The organism is Pseudofrankia sp. DC12, assembly GCF_000966285.1.
GTDB lineage: Bacteria > Actinomycetota > Actinomycetes > Frankiales > Frankiaceae > Pseudofrankia.
In genome coordinates this window covers 2,359,704-2,382,513 of the sequence record NZ_KQ031391.1, presented here as the reverse complement: position 1 = coordinate 2,382,513, position 22,810 = coordinate 2,359,704, and the positions used below count along the sequence as shown (strand labels likewise).

The 22,810-nt window shown below is 70.4% G+C and carries 18 protein-coding genes; 8 read left to right on the top strand and 10 right to left on the bottom strand.

What is annotated here, in order from left to right:
• Positions 1 to 666 precede the first annotated feature (666 nt).
• Positions 667 to 1,707, top strand: a complete 1,041-nt coding sequence (locus tag FRADC12_RS09610) for an acyl-CoA desaturase (RefSeq protein ID WP_045879326.1) — start codon at positions 667 to 669, stop codon at positions 1,705 to 1,707.
• Positions 1,708 to 1,829: 122 nt separating this feature from the next.
• Here the strand turns inward: FRADC12_RS09610 and FRADC12_RS28215 are convergent, their stop codons facing one another.
• Genes FRADC12_RS28215 through FRADC12_RS09595 form a run of 3 tightly spaced genes read right to left on the bottom strand, consistent with a single transcriptional unit; the run spans position 1,830 to position 4,610 of the window.
• On the bottom strand, positions 1,830 to 2,504 hold the full coding sequence (locus FRADC12_RS28215) for a copper chaperone PCu(A)C (protein WP_052710784.1): 675 nt from the start codon (positions 2,502 to 2,504) through the stop codon (positions 1,830 to 1,832).
• A gap of 7 nt (positions 2,505 to 2,511) precedes the next feature.
• Positions 2,512 to 3,915 (bottom strand): Dyp-type peroxidase, encoded by a 1,404-nt coding sequence (locus FRADC12_RS09600; protein WP_232303703.1) that lies wholly within the window; start codon positions 3,913 to 3,915, stop codon positions 2,512 to 2,514.
• Complete coding sequence (locus tag FRADC12_RS09595; protein WP_045876410.1) at positions 3,912 to 4,610, bottom strand: SCO family protein; 699 nt, start codon at positions 4,608 to 4,610, stop codon at positions 3,912 to 3,914. The genes FRADC12_RS09600 and FRADC12_RS09595 overlap by 4 nt, the downstream gene beginning before the upstream one ends.
• A 157-nt stretch (positions 4,611 to 4,767) precedes the next feature.
• On the opposite strand from FRADC12_RS09595, the gene FRADC12_RS09590 reads away from it, so the two are divergent.
• Complete coding sequence (locus tag FRADC12_RS09590) at positions 4,768 to 5,532, top strand: class II aldolase/adducin family protein (protein ID WP_232303702.1); 765 nt, start codon at positions 4,768 to 4,770, stop codon at positions 5,530 to 5,532.
• A gap of 138 nt (positions 5,533 to 5,670) precedes the next feature.
• On the opposite strand, the gene FRADC12_RS09585 is transcribed toward FRADC12_RS09590, so the two are convergent.
• Positions 5,671 to 6,339: a PIG-L deacetylase family protein gene (locus FRADC12_RS09585; RefSeq protein ID WP_045876408.1), complete on the bottom strand. Its 669-nt coding sequence runs from the start codon at positions 6,337 to 6,339 to the stop codon at positions 5,671 to 5,673.
• Between the two features lie 949 nt (positions 6,340 to 7,288).
• Here FRADC12_RS09585 and FRADC12_RS09580 point away from each other — a divergent pair.
• Positions 7,289 to 8,164: a glycosyltransferase family protein gene (locus FRADC12_RS09580; protein ID WP_045876407.1), complete on the top strand. Its 876-nt coding sequence runs from the start codon at positions 7,289 to 7,291 to the stop codon at positions 8,162 to 8,164.
• A 194-nt stretch (positions 8,165 to 8,358) separates the two neighbouring features.
• Here the strand turns inward: FRADC12_RS09580 and FRADC12_RS09575 are convergent, their stop codons facing one another.
• The 5 genes from FRADC12_RS09575 to FRADC12_RS09555 form a co-directional block, all read right to left on the bottom strand.
• On the bottom strand, positions 8,359 to 9,507 hold the full coding sequence (locus tag FRADC12_RS09575; RefSeq protein WP_232303701.1) for a glycoside hydrolase family 6 protein: 1,149 nt from the start codon (positions 9,505 to 9,507) through the stop codon (positions 8,359 to 8,361).
• A gap of 298 nt (positions 9,508 to 9,805) precedes the next feature.
• Positions 9,806 to 10,864, bottom strand: a complete 1,059-nt coding sequence (locus tag FRADC12_RS09570; protein WP_232303700.1) for a glycoside hydrolase family 6 protein — start codon at positions 10,862 to 10,864, stop codon at positions 9,806 to 9,808.
• Entirely contained in the window at positions 10,846 to 12,441 is a 1,596-nt protein-coding gene (locus FRADC12_RS09565; RefSeq protein ID WP_045876406.1) for a galactose oxidase early set domain-containing protein, read from the bottom strand. The genes FRADC12_RS09570 and FRADC12_RS09565 overlap by 19 nt, the downstream gene beginning before the upstream one ends.
• Positions 12,441 to 14,666 (bottom strand): glycosyltransferase family 2 protein, encoded by a 2,226-nt coding sequence (locus FRADC12_RS09560; RefSeq protein ID WP_045876405.1) that lies wholly within the window; start codon positions 14,664 to 14,666, stop codon positions 12,441 to 12,443. The genes FRADC12_RS09565 and FRADC12_RS09560 overlap by 1 nt, the downstream gene beginning before the upstream one ends.
• A 145-nt stretch (positions 14,667 to 14,811) precedes the next feature.
• On the bottom strand, positions 14,812 to 15,411 hold the full coding sequence (locus FRADC12_RS09555; protein ID WP_157488754.1) for a Trp biosynthesis-associated membrane protein: 600 nt from the start codon (positions 15,409 to 15,411) through the stop codon (positions 14,812 to 14,814).
• 456 nt (positions 15,412 to 15,867) lie between these two features.
• On the opposite strand from FRADC12_RS09555, the gene FRADC12_RS09550 reads away from it, so the two are divergent.
• The 3 genes from FRADC12_RS09550 (at position 15,868) to FRADC12_RS09540 (ending at position 20,470) form a co-directional block, all read left to right on the top strand.
• On the top strand, positions 15,868 to 16,971 hold the full coding sequence (locus FRADC12_RS09550) for a glycoside hydrolase family 6 protein (RefSeq protein ID WP_052710781.1): 1,104 nt from the start codon (positions 15,868 to 15,870) through the stop codon (positions 16,969 to 16,971).
• 149 nt (positions 16,972 to 17,120) lie between these two features.
• The gene (locus FRADC12_RS09545; RefSeq protein ID WP_198152841.1) at positions 17,121 to 18,470 is read left to right on the top strand and encodes a ferredoxin reductase family protein; all 1,350 of its coding nucleotides are present in this window, start codon (positions 17,121 to 17,123) and stop codon (positions 18,468 to 18,470) included.
• A gap of 182 nt (positions 18,471 to 18,652) precedes the next feature.
• On the top strand, positions 18,653 to 20,470 hold the full coding sequence (locus FRADC12_RS09540) for an ABC-F family ATP-binding cassette domain-containing protein (RefSeq protein WP_045879319.1): 1,818 nt from the start codon (positions 18,653 to 18,655) through the stop codon (positions 20,468 to 20,470).
• 119 nt (positions 20,471 to 20,589) lie between these two features.
• Here FRADC12_RS09540 and FRADC12_RS09535 read toward each other — a convergent pair whose 3' ends face one another.
• Positions 20,590 to 21,603: a 4-(cytidine 5'-diphospho)-2-C-methyl-D-erythritol kinase gene (locus FRADC12_RS09535; RefSeq protein WP_045876403.1), complete on the bottom strand. Its 1,014-nt coding sequence runs from the start codon at positions 21,601 to 21,603 to the stop codon at positions 20,590 to 20,592.
• Between the two features lie 215 nt (positions 21,604 to 21,818).
• Between FRADC12_RS09535 and FRADC12_RS31000 the strand changes: the two genes are divergently transcribed.
• Entirely contained in the window at positions 21,819 to 21,989 is a 171-nt protein-coding gene (locus FRADC12_RS31000) for a hypothetical protein (protein WP_198152840.1), read from the top strand.
• 149 nt (positions 21,990 to 22,138) lie between these two features.
• Positions 22,139 to 22,768 carry a 50S ribosomal protein L25/general stress protein Ctc gene (locus FRADC12_RS09530; RefSeq protein WP_045879318.1) on the top strand — a complete coding sequence of 210 codons (630 nt, stop codon included), beginning with the start codon at positions 22,139 to 22,141 and terminating at the stop codon, positions 22,766 to 22,768.
• The last annotated feature ends 42 nt before the right edge of the window (positions 22,769 to 22,810 follow it).

The following is a 22,810-nucleotide window of genomic DNA, read 5'->3' as shown; positions in this document are numbered from 1 at the left end:
TGGTCGACGGCATCGCCGCGTTCCCCCTGTTCTCCCCGTTGGCGGAAGTGCGTCACGATTGGCGCGGCTGCCTCGTTTTCTTGACCCTGAAAGTCGGTCCCGCGCGCCGCGAAAGTTTGTCGCCTCCGTTCTCGGCTCTTCGGCCGGTTTTCCCCGGGGCGCGGCTTCGGCGTCTTTCGCGCCGCGCTGCGGCGGCGTCAAATCATGGGCGATGATCCATGATCCATGATCCGTGCTCGGACCGAATCTGCCGCTGCCGGGACCGCGCGCGGCCGGCGGGCGAGGCCGGCAGCTACCCGGCAGTAGATGACACTCTCTGGCGCCCCACGGCCGGCCCGTGGTGTCCGGGCTGGCTCGCCCAGCCGCCGGTCTGTGGCGCAGGTTGACTGTCGGGTTTGGCGCTCTCCCATGACTCGCTGGCCGGGGCGCGACCTTCGCGGTAGACGGTCGCGGGCACGCAGGCTCACCTGGGTACAGAACGTCACTAGCGGGAGGTATCTCCGGGCGGGCCGTAACTGTGCCGGGGACGGGTAGTAAGAGCCCACGACAAGACCGAAAGAGTTTGCGTCGCGGTTGCCGGCACGCGCACAGACGCACCCCGGGGGCCGTTACCGTGAGCCCAACAGGGCCAATGTGTGGACCTGCCGCGACAGACAGGATGCCGCGATGACCGCGACCGAGACGGTGCAGCCTACGGATTCCAGTCCGCCGGATGGGCGAGGCGGGGTGGGTGTGGGCTCAGTTCCCGCGGCGGGGGCCCCGCGCGCGACCCGCAGCGAGCACACCAGCGCGCCTCGCTGGATGATCAAAGCTCGGACCGAGCAGATGGTGCTGGCCAGCATCATCTTCGTTCCGATCGCGGCGCTGATCGCCGCCGTCCCGCTGCTGTGGGATCACTGGATCACCTGGCACGACCTGGTGATCGCGGTGTTCATGTATGGCATCACCGGCCACGGCGTCACGGTGGGCTTCCACCGGTACTTCACGCACCGCGGCTTCAAGACGTCGCGGCCCGTCCGAATCCTGCTCGCGGTGTTCGGCAACATGGCGATCGAGGGCCCGGTCATCCGGTGGGTCGCCGACCACCGCCGCCATCACGCGTACAGCGACCAGGAGGGCGACCCGCACTCCCCGTGGCGGTTCGGCCCCGGCGCGCGGGCGCTGACGAAGGGCCTGTGGCACGCGCACATCGGCTGGTTGTTCGACGTTGAGCAGACCGACCAGCGCAAGTACGCGCCGGACCTGCTGGACGACAAGGACATCGTGTTGGTGAGCCGGACGTTCGCCGGCTGCGCGTTCGTGAGCCTCGCGCTGCCGGCCCTCATCGGCGGGCTGTGGGAAGGCTCCTTCGAGGCAGCGGTCCGTGCCTTCTTCTGGGGCGGCCTGGTGCGGGTGGCGCTGCTTCACCACACCACCTGGTCGGTCAACAGCATCTGTCACGTAGTGGGCAGGAGGCCGTACCGCTCGCGCGACCGTTCCGGCAACGTGTGGTGGATGTGCCTGCCGTCGATGGGCGAGTCCTGGCACAACCTGCACCACGCCGAGCCGACATCCGCGCGGCACGGGGTGCGCCCGTGGCAGATCGACACGAGCTTCTACATCATCAAGGCGCTCGAGCTGACCAGGGTCATCCGCGACGTCCGCCGCCCCACCAAGGAACGCCTGGCCAAGCTCGCCGCGCCCCGGACAGCGGCCTCGGCCGGCTGACCGCCACCGTCGTGGTCCCCGTCCCGGCGCGGTGCGGCCAGCCGCGACCACCCGGTTGCCCGAACCCCAGAAGTCCCGGCGCCCTGAACGAGGGCGCATGGGGGAGAGGCAGCCTGGGCGCGCTATTCACCCATTCCAGGCATGTTTCCCATGCCGCCGACGTCCTCGCCGGTGTCATTCGGGCCGGTGAAGCCGACGACGGGGACAACGAGCTGCAGCCGGCCGGCATGGGCGAAGCTGAGCGTAAGGGTAACCCGTTGCCCCTTTGTCAGCATTCGGACCGGGTTCACCAGCATGAGATGGGCGTGGCCGACGGTGAGTGCGGCCGTGCCATGCGCGGGGATGGTCAGCCCGGTCAGGGGGACCATCGTCGCGGCGCCGCCGTGGTCGACGGTGGTGTGCAGGCTCACCGAGCGGGCGGCGGGGGTGGTCGCCGAAATGAGGTCGTCGTCGGCCTTGCCGTCATTCTCGATGGTGAAGTAGGCGGCCGCGACATCTGGCGACGCCTGTTGCGGGATGTAGGCGCCGCGGATGCGCAGGCTGCCGAGGTCGCCGCTGCCGGTGTCGGCCGCGGCGGCTGGATCTGTGGCCGGAGGTATCCCGGGCGCCGTGCCGCGCGGCCCGGCCGCGGCGCCGTTTGGCGTGGTCGGGCGGGAGCCGGCAGCGGCGCAGCCGGCCACCAGCAGCGCGGCGACCAGCAGACTGATGGGAACGGCCCGCCTGGCCAGCCGGCAGGTCCGGCCCGCGGCAGCCAGGGAGCGATTGATCGGCATCGTGGTGGACCCTGACGTCAGCATGCGATCATCAGCCCTCCAGCAGCTGCTGGCCGACATATCCATCGGTCGGCGCGGCTGCTGGAATGGCGAACAGCGCGCTGCCGGTGTGGCGGATGAAGGCGGACAGTGCGTCGAGGCGGTCGAGCTTGCTTTGGATGGCGGTGAAGGCCACCAATGGGTCTGCCTGGTAGGCCAGGAAGAAGAGGCCGGCGTCGAGCTGGCCGGCGGCGTCGAGGCCGTCGTGATACGAGTAGCCGCGGCGCAGCATCCGAACCCCGTTGTTGGACTGCGGGTGGGCCAGCCGGATGTGGGCGTTGGCCGGGATCTCCAGATTGCCGTCGGAGCCGGTGGCGGTGAAGTCCGGGTCGGTGTGCTCGCTGCCGCCGGTCAGCGGGGCGCCGGTGGCCTTGCTCCGGCCGATGATCTGCTCCTGGCCACTGGTGGAGATCAGGTCCCATCGGTCGAGATCCATCCGGATCCGGCGGGCGACGAGGTAGCTGCCGCCGGCCATCCAGGCCGGTGCCGTGGAGTCGGCCCACACGGCCTGGTCGAAGTCGGGGGTGCCGACGACAGGGTTGTCGGTGCCGTCGAGCTGGCCCATCAGGTTTCGCGGGGTTCCGGTCGGGTCGGCCGCGGCGGCGGCAGTGCGGCGGAAGCCGTGCTGGGTCCAGCGCGGAGTCGCGTCAGCCTTGGCGAGCGTGTCGAGGTATCGCGCGGCCGAGACGACGACCATCGGATCCTCCGCGCAGATCTGCACGGCGATGTCTCCGCCGCTTCGGGCTGCGTCGAGATGATCGTGCGGGAAGCCCGGAATCGGGGCCAGCTGAGGCGGGATCCGGCTGGTCAGGCCGGCGAGGCGCAATGCCGAGGGGCCCAGGCCGATAGTGACCGTCAGCGCGGACGGCGCCAGGCCGAGGGCGCGCCCCCCGGCCGCGGCGGGCTGGGCGCCAGTCATGAGCGTACGGGCCGCGCCGGTCCATGCTGTGAGAACGGAGGTCAGCGCGGCGCGGCAACCGGCCACGCTGGTTTTGGAGGTCAGGTCGTAGGCGGTGAACACCAGGTGTGCGGGCGGCGGTTCGACGATCCCCGGCTGGTGTACCAGGCCTGGGCGTACAGCGGCGACGGCCTGGGCGCGCTCGCGAGCCACCCCGACCGGGGTGGCCGCTGGCCCGGTGCCGCGCTGAGCCAGTCCGCCGGCGACCGCGCCGGCGATCCCGCCAGCGCCGACCAGCCCCGCTCCGCCGAGGAACGCCCGCCGGCCGAGCCGTCGGGGCGGCGGTTGCTCGGCGGGTGCCGAGGCGTCCCGAGCCGGCGCCTCCCCGACCGCGGATGACGGCGGGGGTGGCGGTGCAGGCTCCGCACCGGTCGCGGGCGCGGTCTTGTCATGCCCGGCCTGCGACGGCGGCGGGGCAGGCAGCCGCGCGGCGGTCACTGTGTCTCCTTCAGTAGCAGCGGGATGTCGTGCGCGTAGTCCTCGACCTGGGTGTTCGCCAGGTAGACGGTGCGTGCGGTGCCGTCCGGGCTGAAGGCGGTGACCTGGGCGCCGTGGTCGACCGTGACCGTCCCGTCGGCCTGGCGCTGCGGCGCGGCCAGTGGGACGCCGAGCTGTCCGGCGTAGTCGGCCACCTGCGCCAATGGCCCACGCAGGCCGACGAAGGACGGGTTGAACTGGTCCAGCCATGACCGGATCACCGGCCCGGTGTCCCGGTCGGGGTCGGTGGTGATGAACACGACCGCGACCCGGCCGCGGTCGGCCGCCGGGACGAGGTCGAGCGCGCGGGCGATGTCGGCCATCGTGGTCGGGCAGACGTCCGGGCAGTGGGTATAGCCGAAGTAGACGAAGGTCAGCTTGCCGCCGGTCGCCGCTTTCACGTCGTAGGGCCTTCCGGCCGTGTCCGTCAGCCGGATGTCCGGCATGGGAAGCGGAGTAGCCAGCTCGGGGCCCCGCAGGCCGGCGGCCTTGGGGGCGTCGTCGAGATTGACCACCCCCGTTGACGAAGCCGACGAGCCGCCGCAGCCGGCGAGGGCCGCGGTCAGGACGAGGACGGCGGCGCCCAGGACCGTGAGCGTCACCACCGGATGCGTCCGTCGGCGCCGCCTGCCGGGGCGGTCTGCCGAAGCGTTCATGAACGGGATCCCTTCACATGGGGCATCGGGAACGACGGTCGCGGCATGCACGATCCGGCTGTCGCGGGCCCGCCTCGAGGTAGCCGGCCGCGGTGCGCGCGAGCTCCGCGAGGAGCCCAGCTCTCGGACGCCAGGAGCGATGTGGTGCGCTAGTGACATGGCTGACAATCTGATCTTCCGGCTTCCGCCAACCTTCGAGACCGCCGAGCAGGAGCGCCAGCACCGCAAGCAGCGGCTTGCCGCGGCACTGCGCATCTTCGGCTGGTTCGGCTTCGAGGAAGGGATCGCGGGACATATCACTGCCCGCGATCCCGAGCTGACCGATCACTTCTGGGTGAACCCGTTCGGGGTCGCGTTCTCGCACGCCCGGGTGAGCGACCTGATCCTCGTCAACGAGAGCGGGGAGACCGTCGAGGGCCGTTACCCCGCGAACCCGTCGGCATTCGCGATCCACTCCCAGATCCACCAGGCCCGCCCAGACGTGATCGCTGCCGCGCACAGCCACTCCATCTACGGCCGGGCCTTGTCGACGCTTGGCGACCTGATCGAGCCGATCACGCAGGATGCCTGTGCCTTCTACGAGGACCACAGCGTGTTCGACGACTACAACGGGCCCGTGTTCGATGTTGATGAGGGCAAGCGGATCGCCGCCGCGCTTGGTGGGTCCAAGGCCGTCATCCTCGCGAACCATGGCCTGCTGACCGTCGGCGAGTCCGTCGACGCCGCGGTCTGGTGGTTCATCGCCATGGAGCGGTCCGCGCAGGCGCAGCTGGTGGCGAAAGCCGTCGGCAAGGTGAAGCAGATTCCGCCCGAGCACGCTCAGGTGGCCCATGGCCTCACCGGCAACTCGCTCACCGGTTGGCTCAACTTCCAGCCTCTGTACGACCGGATCGTGCGCCGCGAGCCCGACCTGCTCGACTAGGAGCGTGCTGTCAGTCGCGGCGGTGCGCGGGTCATGCCGGTCTGGAGCATGACCCGCGCGGCAGCGCCGTCGAACGTGATGGGCACCGCCTACGGCGTGATCGCCCACGCAGTGGCCAGCCTGACGGTGAGTATCCTGTCACCTGGCGTGTCCTGGCCAGCGGAGAGCCAGCTTCCGGGCACCGAATGCCTCTGCGTACCGGTTGCCGGATTCCACACCCCGTAGCCGCAGGATCGACCGGAACAGCTCCTCGTCAAACCAGGGCTTGCCGAGCTGGCTGCGGAAGTGCCGATGCAGATGCTCGATCTTCGCGTCGACGACGTCCTCGGCGAGCGGGACGTACAGCGACGGGCGGCTCAGGTCCCCGTCCCACTTCGGGATCTCGTACTCGAGTATCAGCGCGCCTCGGAAAGCCTGCCAGGCCAGCTCCGCCAGGGCCCGGTGGTCCTGGTGGTAGTCCCCGACGGACGGCGCCAGGACGATGTCCGGCCGGACCTCGCGCGCGACACCGAGCAGTACCTCCTTCGCCGCGGCCCAGTCGGCCGGGACGAACCCGTCCCGGAACGAGTGCAGGTGCAGCGCGGCGAGCGAACCGCCCAGCAACGCGCGCGCGCTGGCGGCCGCCTCGTCTCGCCGGCCGCCAACGGCAGACAGAACGACCCAGTGCACGGCCGTGTCCGGGTGCGCGGCCAGCATGCTGATGATGGTCCCGCCGGCACCGATCTCGAGATCGTCGGAATGAGCGCCGAGAGCCACTACACGGTAGTGCTGGCCCTCGACAGGCAGTGCGGGTAGAAGCTCGATCACGGTGACTATCCGTGCCTACGCGACCGCTTGGGCGCCAACAGCGTCGAGACTCTCGACCGGTTCACCGGCACGCCGGCCGAGGAAGTCTCAAAGGACCACGGTCCACACTTCACGCTCCTGCCGGTCGAATTGAACGGCCCGGATCACTTCGGACCGTGTTCCGGTTGCCTTCCGCGCCGTTCGGTCAAGTCCACACGGTACTCGTCTCCTTGACGGTAACCGCACAGCCGCACCGGCCCGATAAGCGACCCCCAGGAGGCCGGTCCGCGACCGCACTCTTGCGGCTGTGCGGCGCAGCCTCTGGCGAACAGTCGCAGTGTGGTCGCTCTCCGAACTGGTCGATCTCCTTCTCGGGCCCGTGTGAATCATCGGTACGGAACTGCCACAGGGCACCAAAACCTTACCTCCAGGAAGGGTAGGCCTTCTGTTTGCGAAAGGCTTGGCCTTACGCTTGGGGAGAGTTGTCCGCGCGGTCTCGGCGGGCGAAACCCCTTGGGAAGACGTCGAGGCGGCCTTGGTGTGATGATCCGGAACGGTGGCTCGCCGAGTGGTCCGAGGTGGCGAGTGGTTAGTGTCACAGGACTTCGGAGCCGCTGCCAGGACCCCCTCGGCGCGGATCACCGACACGGTGGCCTCGCGGGCCCGGAACCCGGGACCCATGAACAGGGGAGGTTGCATTTGAGGGCGGCCGTATCTTCCGCTCGGGGAGAGTTGATTCTGTGGTGCGGGCAGGGTACATATTCTCTGGGGAGGGGTGGAGGCAGCCTCGGGGCGGGTGTCCTGAAAGGCGGGGCCCACCGCCTGGTCTGGCGTGGCCAGGCCTGGGTGGGAGGGGAGATTCAGATACCCGCCGGATCTGCCAGAAAGGTCTCGGCGGAGCGTGCGCTTTCTTGCGTACCGAGGAGTGTTCTGTCTGCCGCGTAGAGCGGCGGGGAAAAGAGAGCAACGAGTGAAGGTCGTTCTGTTCTGTGGTGGCCAGGGGCAGCGGCTCCTGGAGACGGATTCGACTCGACGTTTCGCGCCGAAGCGGGCGACCGATGCACCGAAGCCGCTGCACCCGGTTGGTGGGCGCCCTGTCCTGTGGCACCTCATGAACTGGTACGCGGCGCATGGGCACAACGACTTCATTCTTTGCGTCGGTTTCCGTGCGGAATTCGTGCGTGCCTGGGTGCAGCAGCTGAGCGAGCACCGGAGGGACGAGCCGACGCCCTGTCCGGGGGTGGTCACGCACCATCTTCTGGACGGTATGGCGGCCGGCTGGCGGGTGACGGTACTGGACAGCGGCCTGGATGCGCTTGTCGGGCAACGGCTGAAGGCGGCCCGGGATCTCGTCGCCGACGAAGATCTCTTCCTGGCGAACTATGCCGACGGCCTTTCCGATGTCCCGCTGCCGGACATGATCGAGGCGGCCCGGCGGACCGGGGCCGTCGCGACGATGCTGGCGGTTCCGCCGCCGTCGTCATTGCATTCGATCCGGATGCGCCCGGGCACGAGCGCCGTCGAGGCGATAGGCCCGCTCGCCGACGAGCGGGTCTTCGTCAACGGCGGGTTCTTCGTGATGCGTCCTGACGTGTTCTCGGTGTTGGGGGACGGCGAGGATCTGGTCGACGAGCCGTTCCGCCGCCTGGCTCGGGCCGGCGCTCTGCACGCGTATCCATATACCGGCTTCTGGCGGTCCATGGACACGGCGAAGGACCGGCAGGTCCTTGATGAGCTGTGGGCCTCCGACGTGCGGCCGTGGGCGATCTGGGAGCAGAGCCCGGCAGCCCCTCTGCTGGCCGCCGTGCCCCTTCCTCGTGAGCACGAATCGGCGGCCTCGTCGTAGGTCGTGGCGTCGACCCGGCGCGCGTTGAGTCGAGCGGCGCGCCGGGTCGCGGTGGCGCTCTGCCGAGCAGCCGTCCCGGGAAGCCTGTCGCGCGGCGCGAGCGGCGACAGGGATCCGACGGGTCGCGCGCGGCGTGCGAGATGCGCCCCTGCTCGGGCGCGCACGCTGATCGCCGGGTCACGCGGTGGCGCCGTTCAGACCGACCGACGGGCGAGCCCCAATGCGTAGTCCAGCCACCATTGTCCCGCGCCCGGTCCACCGTTGCACGTGCCGTCTGACTCGCCTGGGATTTTGATCCACAGGAACGCGTCCGCCCGGGCATCGCCGGTGGCCGCCGTCGGCCGGGCGCCCAGGCCTCGTCCGGGCGGGTTGCACCAAGCACCGTCCGGTGCTCGCCCCTGACCGTTGCGGGACGTGTCGATCACGAAGTGTGTGCCGCCACCGAGCCCCCCGGCGATGGCGTCACCGTAGGCCAGCTCATCGGCGGTGTCATCGAAGTTCGACACGTTCAGCGCGAACCCGCGGGCACGGTCGACACCCGCCTGCCGAAGCCGGGCCACCATGTCGGAGGCGTTGTGCCATTTCGCGTTGCCAGCGTCGATATACACACTGGCGCCCGCTGACGTGAGCGTGTCCACCGCGTAGCGGAGCAGCGCGTAGCGGGTCTGGGCATCGGCCGACGACAGGCAGTCGATCTGGGCCAGGGCATCCGGCTCCAGGATCACCGCGACCGGTCCGCGGCCGATGCCGGCCGCGTATGCGGAGATCCACGCCCGGTACGCGTCCGGGCTCGCCAGCCCGCCGGCCGAATAGCCGCCGCAGTCCCGGTTCGGTATGCCGTAGGCGACCACGACCGGCAGCGCGCCGGCCCCGTGTAGCTTGCCGACCCAGGCCGAAAGCCTCGACTGAAGCGTGGCGGGGTCGTGATCCCCGAACCAGGCGGCTGCCGAGCCGTTCGCCAGCCGGGACAACGTGGCGGCATCGGCCGGAGCCGACGACTGTAGAGCGCGGACAGCCGCTGCCGCGTCGCTTTCCGGATCGACGTAGAAGGTGGCGCCGCCGAAGGGGTCATCCGTTCGGACGGCTGGAGCCGGTCGCGGGGAGGCCGCCGCCGGCGCGGTCGTGGGAACCGAGGTCGGTGTCGCCTGGGCCGTCGGCTGACTCGACTGGGTCGACTGGGTCGCGGCCGGCGTGGCGGCAATGAGTGCACCCAGCGTTCCGCCGGGCACCTGCGTGGCATTCGACCTCGCGGGACCGAGCGTCGCGGTATCCGTCGATCCGGCGGCGAGGACCCGGTTCTGGAGGACGAATCCTCCGAATACCGCGAGCACCACCGCGAGCACGAAACACAGTCGCGATGTCGAAGGCGACCAGAACGGACGAACGCCGCGGCGCGCGGGCCGGCGATGGCCGCCGGTATTCGCGGCACGAGCCTCCCGAGGGTGCGTAGCTTTGCGCACCAGACCTCCGGACGGCCCACTCAACGACCGCGATTGCGGGTGACGGCAGTCTACTACCAGAGCGGCCGCCGCCTGCTTCTGGGTGCCGGCCCCGCGGACCTCGCGGGGCCGGCAGGGCCGTCGCCCGCCCCAAGGCCGCCTGGTCGGTTCGGCTGTGCCCGGAGCCCCGGCCCGGCGGCTGTCAGTGCCCCTCGGCGTTGCGGACGAGTTCTTCGGCCTGGGCCTGCCACCACTGCCCGGCCGCGGGGTCACCTCGGCCGCAGGTCCCGTCGCTGGCTCCCGGCGTCTTGATCCAAAGAAAGGCGTCGGCGCGGGGATCGCCGGTGTCTGTTGTCGGTGCCGGGCCGAGCCCCCGGCCGGGAGGGTTGCACCAGGCGTTGACGATGCCGCTGACGGCGCCTCGGCCGTTGCGTGAGGTGTCCACGACGAAGTGCGCTCCGCCGGTGAGCGCGGAAATCACGTCGCCGCGCGTGACCTCGTCCGTTGTCCGGTAGTAGTTGGCGACGTTGACCGCGAAACCACGGGCACGGCCCACGCCGGCATTTTTCAGGCGTTCGGCGATGACGGACGCCTGTGTCCAGCCGCAGTTCGCTCCGTCCAGGTAGACGCTGGTACCCGGTAGCCGGCCGTAGACATCGACGGCGTCATTCAGCAGCCCGTAGCGTTCTGCCTGCTGGGCAGCCGTCAGCTGGTCGAGCTGCGCGAGCGAGTCCGGCTCGAGGACCACGACCGCGCGGGCAGTCCCAATACCGGCCGCGACCTGGCGGGTGAAGGCCCGGTAGGCCTCCGCTGTCCGGAATCCACCGGAGGAGAAGCCAGCCCCGATGTCCCGGTGTGGGATGGCATAGACCATGAAGACGGCGGTGGACCCGGTTGCCACGGCCGCCGCGGCCCGACGGCGGACCTGCCCGGTCACGTCGGTCAGCCAGTCCCCGACTGGGAAAGCGGTCGGCGTCCGCACCAACAGGGCGATCTCGGCCGCGTGCGCCGGGTCGGCCGCGGCCTGCAGTGCCGCCTGGCTGGCGGTGTCCACCAGAAACGGCTCCCGAGGGACGGTCCCGGTGGCGCCCGACCCGACAGCCGGGGTTCCCGAAGCACCGGTTGTGCACCGGGCCTCGGGAGCCGCGCTGGCCGGCGTCTGCGCGTCCTCGGTCGCGCTCACGCCGCCACAGCCGCTGAGCACGAGACCCAGCAGCGCGGTGGCGAGACGGCGGCCGCGGATCAGTGGACCTGCACCCACTTGGCCACCGATGGAACGTTGTCGCCATTGTCGACGAAGAGCATGTAGTAGTCCGGCGGGAGCAGGTTGGCGTTGTCCGGCACGCTCACCGTGACGACGCCATTCGCCTGCTGCACGATCGGCAACTCCACCGACCGCTGCTCGGTGTCGGTGACATGGGTGTACGCGCCCGCCCGGATCAGGCGCACCTTCGACACCTTCTGGGAAGAAGTGATGTTGATCGTCGTGCCCCGGGTGGCAGCCGCTGGCGCGGACTGGATCACGGGACGGACCCCGCGGAAGAGATAGGCGGGTGAGTAGACCTCGACGCGGGTCTCGAAGAAGTTGTTGTCGGTGAGAGGGTTCGACCCGAACACCGCGACCCGGCCGTCAGGTAGCAGAAGGTACTCGGAGTGATAGTCCCGGCCGACGGTCGGATCGGCGGCCCTCGTGAACTGGTTGGTGTCGGGGTGATAGATCTCCGCCGTCAGGGAGTCCTTGGCGCGGTACGCCGCAGAACCGCCGGAGACCAGCACTGTGTCGTCGGGCAGAACCACCGCGCCAGGGTATCGCTTGGCGACCGACAGGTCCGGGCCCCGCTGCCAGGCCGGGTTGGATGAATTCAGGTCGACGATGGCCGTCCTGGCGGTCAACGTCTGGGTGTCCCCTACGCCACCGCCGCCGATGAACATCACTTTCTGTTCCTGGGCCGGCGGCAGCAGCACGGTACCAGCGGTCTCGTTGAGTTCGGGCAGGGGCAGGCCCAGCACCGGCTGGAATGCGTTGTTCGTGAGGTTCCAGAGGCCGGACTGCCTGGCCGCGAGGCTTGCCGGCCCATAGCCGGCGTTCGCGCCGGAGAAGAACAACCGGCCGTCGGCGGTGAGGAGCAGCGATGGGTAGGTCGGGAACTCCTTAACCAGGTCCGGATGCGTGATCCAGGTCTGGGTGGCCTGGTCGAAGGACTCGGTGTTACCCGGATCGATCTGGCCGTCCTCGTTCAGCCCGGACACCGCTACCACGGCGCCGTTGGCCAGCGTGACAAGCGTCGGATACCACCGCGCATAGTTCAGGGAGCCGACCTTCTCGTAGCGCTCGGTATCCGGATTGAAGACGTACGAGTCCTTCAGCCCCTGGTACTCGTGCTTCTTGCCGTCCGGCGAGTCCTGCGCCAGGACCTCGTACTTCTTCGTCCCGCCGGCGATCAGCAGCTCCCCGTCGGGCAGGAACGCATGTCCGGCGCAGAAGACGTCCCACGGTGTGTAGACGTTCTGGAACGTGTTCGCCGTCGGGTCCCACAACAGCGTCGTGAACTTCTTCGCGTCGAAGTTGTCCTGGCTGTTGCCCGATCCGGACATCAGCAGGACCTTGCCGCTGTGCAGGAGCGCCGCGTGGACGGTCCTCGACTTCGAGTCCGCGACCACGTCCCACCGGCCGTACTGGCGCTCGTACTGCGGCTGGTGTGCTTTCCAGCTGTCGTACTCGTCCGTCGCCCAGCCGCGGACGAACGGCCCGTTGCCGGCCACCAGGATGATGGCGAGGCAACAAATCTGGAATACGCGTCGGCGGCGCGGCGCACCCAACCATTCCGTCGTCGCCATCAGGTGATCTCCTCCAACTGGCCATCGAGGGACACCCTGCGGCGGCGCGGATGCAGGACGAGTGTCACGTCCTCGGTGTAGATGGGCAGGCCCCCGGTCGTGGAGGGGCTTGGGAGGGCCGGCTCTTCGGGGGCGGGCAGTGCGTCCTCGGGCCGGGCTTCGCCCGGACGCGCTGTCACGGCGGTGTCGCCTGTCGGGCTGCGCTCGTCCTGGGCCGTGACGCCGATGGGACGGACGCCGGCTGGCACGCCCGCGTCCACCAGGTCACTCCCACGGGCGATGACGGGCTGAGGCCCGGTGGCCGCGCGCCGGTCGGCCGCCGCGGCTATTGCCGGGACGTGCGCGATCCCCGTGTCGTCGGGGGCCTCGATGGTCTCGCCCAGACCAGCGGTGCGCGGCAACAAGGCCGGCGGTTGTGGAAGAGGCCCGATCAGCGGACCGGTCGCGTCGGTCGTTCCGGTACCGAAGCCGGGCGCGGCCGGCGCCCCCGTGGGCCGTGTGGGATCGACCCGTTGTCTGGGTATGTGCGCGGAGGGGAGCGGGTTCGGCGATTTGGCCCGGCGCGGGGCGAGAACCGGCTCGACCAGCCACAGCGCGATGGGAATGACGCAGGTGAGCAGCGACAGCGACGCCCAGACGAGGTTCGCCGGGTAAATATGCCCGAGGCTCGCGGCCGCGATGATCGACCCGGCCGAGATCGCCGCCCAGAACAGATGCTTTCGGAAGGTGAGCAGATGGTCCGGGCTTGCGGCGCGGCCCTTGGGGGTCACCACGAAACCGAGCTTGCGGCGCAGCAGCGCGCCGATCAGCGCGCTCGAGTAGAACGGCGTGCAGAGCACCGAGACGAAGATGCCGGACATCCCGGCGCTGCCCTTTTCCTCATGCGGGCTGATGTTGAAGCGCCGCAGCCAGAAATAGAGCAGGAGGCGGGCCAGGAACACGTCGATGTAGAGCGCCAGCCAGGCCGACACGTGGACCACGACGCCGGTCGACCCAAGCGCCATGTAGAAGATTGTCAGCGCCATGCCGAGTATCCAGGTGATGGCGATCGTCGGATAGTGCAGCATCAGCGTCAGGTAATGCAGCCGCGGCCCCCAGTCGAGCGCCTTGAGCCGGCGCGGCGCGTCTGTGACCATGACCTCGTTGGAACCCCTGGCCCAACGCAGCTGCTGGTTGAAGAAATCGGTCCAGCTCGCCGGGCCCTCGCCGACCGCGACGACGTCCGGCGTGTACACGGAGGTCCAGCGGTGGTTGGTGTCCGGGTTGCGTGCGCTGTGTACGGCGAGCGAGGTCGCGAGATCTTCCGTGATCGAGTCCTGGAAGCCGCCGATCTGGCGCCAGGTGGCGACGCGGTAGGCGTGGTTGGTGCCGACGAACATGCCTGAGGCGAACCGGTTCGCCGCCCGCTGTATCACGGAGTGGAACATGTAGTTCTGCGCTTCCGCGCCCCGGGTCAGATAGTGCCGGAAGTTCCCGTAGACCTGCGGGCCGACCACAAAGGCGACGTTCCGGTCGCGGAAGTAGCCGAGCATCCGGTCCGCGAAGTTTGGTAGCGGTATATGGTCGGGGTCGACGGAGAGCACCACGTCGTAGTCGTCACCGTGTGCGGCGAGCCATGAGTTGTGGTTGCCGTGTTTGGTCTTGGCCCGGAACGGGCCCGCCGAGGTGTTCCATTCGGCAACGCCCTTGCGGCTGAAATGCCGTACCCCGATCTCCTCGCACATGGCCCGCACGGCTGGGTCGTCACCCTCGTCCAGCAGCCATACGTCGATCGGTCGCTCATACTGGATGTTGCGGGCGGCGATCAGCGTGTCGCGGACGACGTCCAGCGGCTCCTTCGACGGCACAATCGTGGTCGTGAAGGCGACCCGCAGGCCGGGCATCGGCAGGACCGGTATCGGGTTACGCATGATGACGGATGACCAGCACAGGGTGATCGAATTCAGCAGGCGAATACCCTCGGTCACCACGATCAACCAGAACATGATGGCGTTGCCGACGCGGACGCCGGTCGGGAGATAGCGACCGTCAGGGTAGTGCTGAGGCTGGATCAGCCAGACGAAGAACAATGACGACAGGCCCAGGGTCACGACGAGCAGTGGCAGGACCTGACGCAGCTCGCGGCCCACCATCACGCGCCGGTAGGCGACCCGGTAGTCAGACCCGCCGCGAGCCAGGGTCGGCGTCCCGGCGAGCGTCGAGAAGGTGGCGTAGTCGTATGTCACCGCAGTCCCAAGTCTTCTGAAGATTTTCGATAGCCACGCGACGTCTTCGCGGTCGCCCGCGGGCCGACGTTCACCGGCGTCACCGACACGCCGTGAACCGTCGTGTCGTCAGTCGCTTGAAGCCTGGCTCCCGAGTCGGATGCACTCACCGTTGCTTCGCCGTCACGGCCGGCGGCGCGCTCCGCTGGAGTACCGCGACGACCGTTCCAGCAGCCGCGACGAGTAACCCGGCGGCGATGGTGAGCCACAGCCCGTGACCGGTACTCGTGGCCACCACGGGATGGTCGGTCTGGAACGTCCCGATCCGCAGCCGGGTCAGCTTGTGGGCGGCCGGCTCGCCGGCACCGATCCGGGTCGCCGCGAGCACGATGATCGCGGCGCCCGCCACTGGCGGCACGAGCCAGGCCCACCGCAGCCGGCCGGTGTGCGGCGCCAGCAGGCAGACGAGCATGACCAGCAACGCGAGCGCGAACACGAGCTGGCCGCTGGGGGCCAGGTCCCATCCGGACGCGGTCACGACCAGAAGATCCGATCCACGATCGGCGAGGGCTGCTCGCGACCAGTGCCGGAAGGAGCCGAGAACCGCGACCGCGGCCGCGAGCACGCAGATCCAGACCGCGGGGCTGATGTACCTCGACAGGTCGCCCTGTCGCCACTGCCCGACACCCCGTGGCGGCGTGGCAAGAGCCGCTGGGGGCTCTGGCTTGTCCCCAGCCTCTGGAACGTCCGACCTGTCGATAGACACGAGATCCTTTCCGGCGTCCGCCTGTCACCGGGCCCAGCGATGCGCCAGGCGGGGTACCCACTGCTCCCGGCGAGACATTATCTGCTGATTCTTTGGCCCATAAGGCGGGGCGTCCGCCCCCGTTTTCCCACCTCTCACGTAACTGTCTGGGGACGCTCGCGGCGTTCGATTGCTCGACCGATGTGTGATCGTATGACGACAGATAGTGGGTGAGACATGCCCTCACGTAACTGTCGAGATGGTCGAGAAGTCGCAGGTCGCCGGTACGGCGCCGCCAGGGGCTGCTCATGGCGGAAGGCTGGAGATACCCGAGCGGCCGTCATGCGCCGGAGGCCCGCGCCGCCATGAATCATGCCGATGAGCCCGACCGGACTCATCTGTACAACGGCGTCTAGCATTCAGGCTGCGGATGAGTTGACCAACGCTCGGCCGAATCCGGTTTCCTGTGGAGGTCCTGTGAGGCTGTTTCCCCGAACGGCTGGCGCGGCCACGGCGCGATCCGGGAGCTTCGCATTCCGCGGCGTCCACTCGCTGGCCGGCGTCGTGCTGCTCGCGGCCGCCGTTCTCGCGGGATGCGGTCAGAACGGCGCCGAAGAGAACGTGGTGGGGACCACACAGCCCACGCCGCCGTCCGATGTCATCGCCCCGCTCGCCGCCAGTGCGGTGGCGAGCGGAGGGAACCCGCTGGCGGGTCGCCCCTTCTACAAGGTCGAAGGGACCCAGGTCGACCACGCGGCCGACGCCATCCGGGCCGCTCGTCCCGCTGACGCCGCGCTCCTCGACAAGATCGCCAACACGCCCACCGCGATCTGGCTGGGCGCCTGGAACCCGGCCAACAAGGTCAGGGCGAACGTGACGGGCATCGTCGGTGGCGCCCGCTTCGCCAGCGCGACTCCGGTGCTGGCCATCTACCGCCTGCCGGCCCATGACTGCCGTGGCTACCCGGCAAGCGGCCCCGGATCGGCCGCCGACTACCGTGCCTGGATCGGTCAGATCGCCGCCGGCCTCAAGCCGGGTCCTGCCGCCGTGGTACTGGAACCCGGTGTCCTCGGCTATCTGGACTGCCTTCAGCCGGCCGATGCGAGCCTCACCTACACCCTGATGCGCGAGGCGGCTACGACGCTCACCAGCGCGGGTGCCGCTGTGTACCTGGACATCTCGAACCGGGCCGGGCTGAGCTCGGTCGAGGCGGCGTCCCGGCTGCGGCAGGCCGGAGTGGAGGCCGTCCGCGGATTCGCGCTGAACACCTCTCTGTTCACGGAGACGCCGGCGGTGATCTCCTACGGCGAGGCCATCGCCGCCCGCCTCGGGACCGGCGCCCACTTCGTCATCGACACCAGCCGCAATGGTGCTGGCAAACCGGCGGCCGGTCCGCTGTGCAACCCAGTCGGCCGCGCACTCGGCACCCGGCCGACGACCGCCACCGGCAGCGCGGCCGTGGACGCGCTGTTGTGGGTCAAGATGCCGGGCGAGTCCGACGGGACCTGCAACGGCGGCCCGGCAGCCGGCGTCTTCTGGACGGACTACGCGTTGGGCCTCGCGTCCCGAGCGGCCTGGTAGCGGGCGTCCCTGATGGCCGCACCCATGTCCTGGCCTCGGCCGGACCCGCGCCAGACCGGCTGGGACCGAGGCCTGCTGCTGCTCTCGCGGCTCGGCCAACCACGTTCGGCCTGCCGTGTTCCTTGGCGCCGTTCGGGAATCCGGCAGGCGTGACCATCTTGACGGCTGGGCGAGGACCGCGCCGGGCGTCCCCGGGGACCGCGGCGGCGGCCACTGCCGCGGCGGCCCTGGTCGCGGTCGTCGCCTGGTGGCTGCGCAACGTAGTCGGTAACCCGCCCACGGCCGGTGCCGCGGCCCTCTCCGCAGGCGCGCGGCTCTGTGGCCTCGTCGCTGGTTATCTCTGTCTTCTCCAGGTGCTCTTGGCAGCGCGGCTGCCGGTGCTGGAGCGGTGGATACCGGCTGGCCACCTCCGGCTCGCCCACGCCGTGAACGGCCTCGTACTCCTCGCGGTCCTGACGGGGCACGCAGGGCTCGCGGTGGCCAGCGAGGCCGCGGCCTCGAGCGCGCCCTTCGTGGGCGCCGCGATCGGTATGATCACCTCTTACCCATACCTCTGGTCGTCGGCCCTGGGCATGCTGCTCCTGTTCGCCGCCGCCGCGGCGACCGCGCGGCCGGTCCGCCGGCGGCTGCGCTACGGCTGGTGGCACGCGTTGCACCTGTCCACCTATCTCGCGGTAGCAGCCGGGTTCGCCCACCAGCTGCTTGGCGCCGATCTTCGCGGGACACCTGGCCGGGCGGTCTGGTCAGGGCTCCACATCGCCGTGCTGGCCGCGGTGGCCTGGTACCGGGTGCTGGCTCCGCTGTGGCTGTCCTGGCGGCATGACCTCCGGGTGTCCGCAGTGGTCGCGGAAACACCGGACGTGGTGTCGGTATGGGTCACCGGGCGGCAGATCGGGGCGTTGGGTGTGGAGCCCGGCCAGTATCTGCGGTGGCGGATCATGCGCCGGGGGCTGTGGCTGCACTCCCATCCCTTCTCGTTGTCGGCTGTGCCGACCGCGGAGGGGCTGCGGTTCACCGTGAAGGCGGTCGGCGACTACACCGGCGCGCTGATGCAGCTCACGCCGGGGCTGCGGCTGCTCGTGTCCAGCCCGGCCGGCGCGCTGACCGAGCGGACCCGGCGAGGCCGGAAGGTGCTTCTTCTCGCGGGCGGGATCGGCATCGCCCCACTGCGCGCCCTGCTCGAGGGGCTCGACGCCGACCGGGGTGACGTCACGCTCATCTACCGCACTGACCACGCCGACGAGGTGCTCTTTCGGTCGGAGATCGACGAGCTGGCGGACCGCAGGGGCGCGGACGTCCACTACTTGCACAGTCACCCTGAACCGGGGGGCGGGCCGGACCCGATCGGGCCTCATCAGCTGGTGAGACTTGTCCCCGCGCTGTTCGATTATGACGCGTACGTATGCGGGCCGCCGGGCATGGTGATCACCGCGGTAGCGGCGTTGCGGACAGCCGGCGTCCAGCGTCGGCGTATCCACACCGAGAACTTTCGGATCTAGTGCCAGGCAGGTTCCTCGGGCGGCCGCCGAAGGTCCGCGAGCGTGTCGGGACGCCGCGGCGTAAGACCCGGCACCCCCGTGGGGCGAAGCCGGGATCCATCCCAGACAGGCGGAGCCCTACCAGCGATCTCCAGCGGCCGTCGGGCTCGGCTGACGCCGGCCCCGATCACTAGGCTGGCGTGGTGGCCCATCTTCTCGGCGCGGAGTCCCTGCACCTGGAGTATCCGACCCGCGTCGTCTTTGACTCGTTGACCCTCGGCGTCAACGAAGGCGACCGGATCGGGATCGTGGGCCGCAACGGCGGCGGGAAGTCCAGCCTGCTCGGCATGCTGTCGGGCCGGGTCACACCGGGCGAGGGCCGGGTGACCCGGCGGGGCGGGGTCCGCGTCGGTGTGCTCGACCAGGTGGACACCCTCGACCCTGCCCAGATCGTGGGTCACGCGATCGTGGGCGACCGTCCCGAGCATGAGTGGGCCGGAGACCCGGCGGTGCGTGACGTGATCGCCGGGCTCGTCGCGGACGTCCCGTGGGAGACGGGCGTCGGCACCCTCAGCGGTGGTCAGCGCCGGCGGGTCGCCCTGGCCGCGCTGCTGGTCGAGGAGTGGGACGTGATCCTCCTGGACGAGCCGACGAACCACCTCGACGTCGAGGGCATCACCTGGCTCGCCGACCATCTCAAGCGACGCTGGGCGCGGGCCGCCGGCGGCCTGCTCGTCGTGACCCACGACCGTTGGTTCCTCGACGAGATCTGCACCGCGACCTGGGAGGTGCACGACCGGATCGTCGAGTCCTTCGAGGGCGGCTACGCGGCCTACGTGCTGCAGCGGGTCGAACGCGACCGGCAGGCCGCCGCCAGCGAGGCCAAGCGGCAGAACCTGATGCGCAAGGAGCTCGCCTGGCTGCGCCGCGGCGCGCCGGCCCGCACCTCGAAGCCGAAGTTCCGGATCGACGCGGCGAGCGCGCTCATCGCGGACGTCCCGCCGCCGCGCGACCGGGTCGAGCTGTCGCGGCTGGCGGCCGCGCGCCTCGGCAAGGAGGTCGTCGACCTGCTGGGCGTCTCGGTCTCGTTCGACGGCCGGCCCGTGCTGCGCGACATCGAATGGCGGATCGGGCCCGGGGAGCGGACCGGGCTGCTCGGCGCGAACGGCGCCGGCAAGTCGACGCTGCTCGCCCTCATCGCCGGCACGCTCGCGCCCAGCTCCGGGATCGTGAAATCCGGCAAGACCGTCCGGATCGGCGTCCTGGACCAGGGACTGCGCGAGCTGGACGAGGTCGCCGGCGACCGGGTGCGGGAGGTTCTCGCCCGGACGAAGACGACGTTCATGATCGAGGGCAGGGAACTGACGCCGGGGCAGCTGCTGGAGCGGCTCGGCTTCGCCCGCGAGCACCTGTCGGCCCGGGTCGCCGACCTCTCCGGCGGCCAGCGCCGCCGGCTGCACCTGCTGCTCGTCCTGCTGTCCGAGCCGAACGTCCTTATCCTCGACGAGCCGACGAACGACCTCGACGTCGACATGCTCGCGGTGATGGAGGACGTGCTGGACTCCTGGCCGGGCACCCTGATCGTCGTCTCGCACGACCGGTACTTCCTGGAGCGGGTGACCGACCAGCAGTACGCGGTCCTGGACGGCCGGCTGCGGCACCTGCCGGGCGGCGTCGACGAGTACCTGCGGCTGCGGGCCGCCGGCGTCGCGTCGACGGCCGTGGCCCCGGCGAACAGGGCCACCCCGGCGGGGACCGCCGGCGCCGCGGGCTTGGCCGCGCCCGCGGCGCCGAAGCTGTCCGGCGCCGAGGTGCGCGCCGCGCAGAAGGAGCTCACCGCGACTGAGCGGCGCCTCGACCGGCTCGCCGGGCAGGTCGCCACCGCCCACCAGAACCTGGCCGACCACGACCCCGCCGACTACGCGGGCGTCATGCGCATCGCCAAGGAGGTCGGCGACCTGGAGGCCGAGATCGCCGCCCTGGAGGAGCGCTGGCTCGAACTGTCCGAACAGGCGGGCTAGCACGTTCTTCGTTGATCTTTGCCGCTGTTCCTACGCCAGGTCGCATACCCAGGCAGAGATGATGCTCCACGGCGTGGGGTTTTGCCCACGCGGGCTGATCTAGAGCCACGCGGGCTGATCTAGAGCACTCTCGCGCCGGGGGCTGGCGCGGGCGCCTCGCGGACGGCGCGGGCCAGGCCGCTCGCCGCCAGGCCGGCGGCGAGATCGGCGCCGTGGGCCGCGTCCCGGGCGAGGAACGCCGTCGTCGGGCCGGAGCCGGAGACCAGCGCGCCGAGTGCGCCGAGCGCGCGGCCCTCGGCCAGCACGGCACCGAGCGACGGCCGCAGCCGGATCGCCGGAGCCTCCAGGTCGTTGCACAGCGCCGCGCCCAGCTCGGCCGGGCCGCCACCGGCGACGGCGGCCAGCACCGCGTCGGCCGGAGTCGGCGCCGTCCGGCCGTCAGCCGTGCGGCCCTCGGTCGCCCCGCTGTCGAACTCGCGGTAGACGGCCGGGGTCGACAGGCCGCCGTCGGCGAGCGCGAACACCCAGTGGTACTCGCCGGCGCCCACGACCGGGGAGAGCCGCTCGCCGCGGCCGACGCCCAGCGCGGTGCCGCCCGTCAGCGGGAAGGGCACGTCGCTGCCGAGGCGGGCGGCGAGCTCGGCGAGCGTCTCGGCGGGCAGGCCCGTGCCCCACAGCGTGTCGCAGGCGACGAGCGCGGCGGCGGCGTCGGCGCTGCCCCCGGCCATCCCGGCGGCGACCGGGATGCCCTTGGCCATCGTGAGGTGAATCCGGCGGCCGCGCAGGCCGGCGGCCTCGGCGACCAGCATCGCCGCGCGGACGGCGAGGTTGTCCGCGCCGGTCGGCACCACGGCGGGGTCGCCCGCCGGCCCGACGGCACCCTCGCCGCTGATCTCGACTGTCGCGGTGACCGCCGGCTCGTCACCGGAGCCACCCGCCGGTGCCAGCTCGGTGACGGTCAGCTCGTCGTACAGCCCGACGGCCTGCAGCACGGTGACGACCTCGTGGTAGCCGTCGGCCCGGCGGGGCCCGACCCCCAGGTGCAGGTTGACCTTGGCTGGCGCGCGCACGGTGACGCGGCGTGGCGAGGACTCGGGCGACAAGGTCGATCCGGTCGAAAGCTCGGTGGACATCGCTCGGCTCCTTGCGGGTGGCGGCCTTGCCCGAGAACCTATCCGGCCCGGTCACGGGCGCTCGCCCAGCCGGTCCGGGCGCGGTGCGGGCGCTACCGAGCGGAGCCGCGCACGGGCGGCGCCGCCGGCGGGCCCGGGCCATCGGCGTGCGTCGGAGGGGAGCGGCGTGGCGCGGCGACGTCGGTCCGGTACTGTGAAGAGCCGGAATCCTGGTGATGTCCATGGTGTCGATGTTCATGGTGTCGATGTTCGTAGTCGCGGTGTTCGTAGGCTTGGCGCTCCTGGCGCTGGCGTGCGAGGTCCCGAGGCTCGTGGTGTCGATGTTCGTGACGTCGGCGTTCGTGGTGTCCGCGTCCGGTCCCGCGCCCGCAGTCCTCGTGCCGTAGCTTATGAGAGCCTTTCGTGGCTCGACGAGCTCTGGCCTTGTGCCGCGGACCGGAGCCCCGCTGACCCGGCGGCCACGCGTCGGTCCCCACCGACCCGCCGTCGCCCGGATCCGCTAGCACCTGAGCCAGTCGAGAGGATGAGCACCGCCATGTCCGAGGTCCGCATCGTCGCGGAGCCGCGCACCGAGTTCGGGAAGGGCGGCGCTCGTCGCACCCGACGGGCCGGCAAGGTTCCGGCCGTCCTTTACGGGCACGGCCAGCCGCCGCGACACATCGCACTTTCCCAGCGTGAACTGCTGCACGCGTTCAAGACTGACGCCGGCACGAACGTGCTGCTCACCGTCGACCTGGGTGACGGCACCGAGCTGGCGCTGCCGAAGGACGTGCAGCGTCACCCCATCAAGGGCAGCTTCGAGCACGTCGACCTGGTCATCGTCCGTCGGGGCGAGAAGGTCACCGTCGACGTCCCGGTGAACATCACCGGCGAGCTGCACCCGGACGCCATTCTCGAGCAGCCGAACACCACCGTCTCGGTGTCGGCCCCGGCGACCGCGATTCCGGACTCGCTCACGGTCGACATCACGGGCATGGGCCCCGGCTCGCACCTCACAGCCGGTCAGCTCGGCCTTCCGGAAGGTGTCGCGCTCGAGGGTGACCCCGAGACGATCATCGCGCTGGCGCTGCCGAAGCCGACGGCGGCGCAGCACGAGGCCGGCCTCGGCGAGACCGGCGAAGCGGCCGAGAGCACGGGCGAGGCTGTTCCGGCCGAATCCGAGTAGTTCATCGGCGGGTCGATCGTGATGACCCGCCGCGGCGGGTCC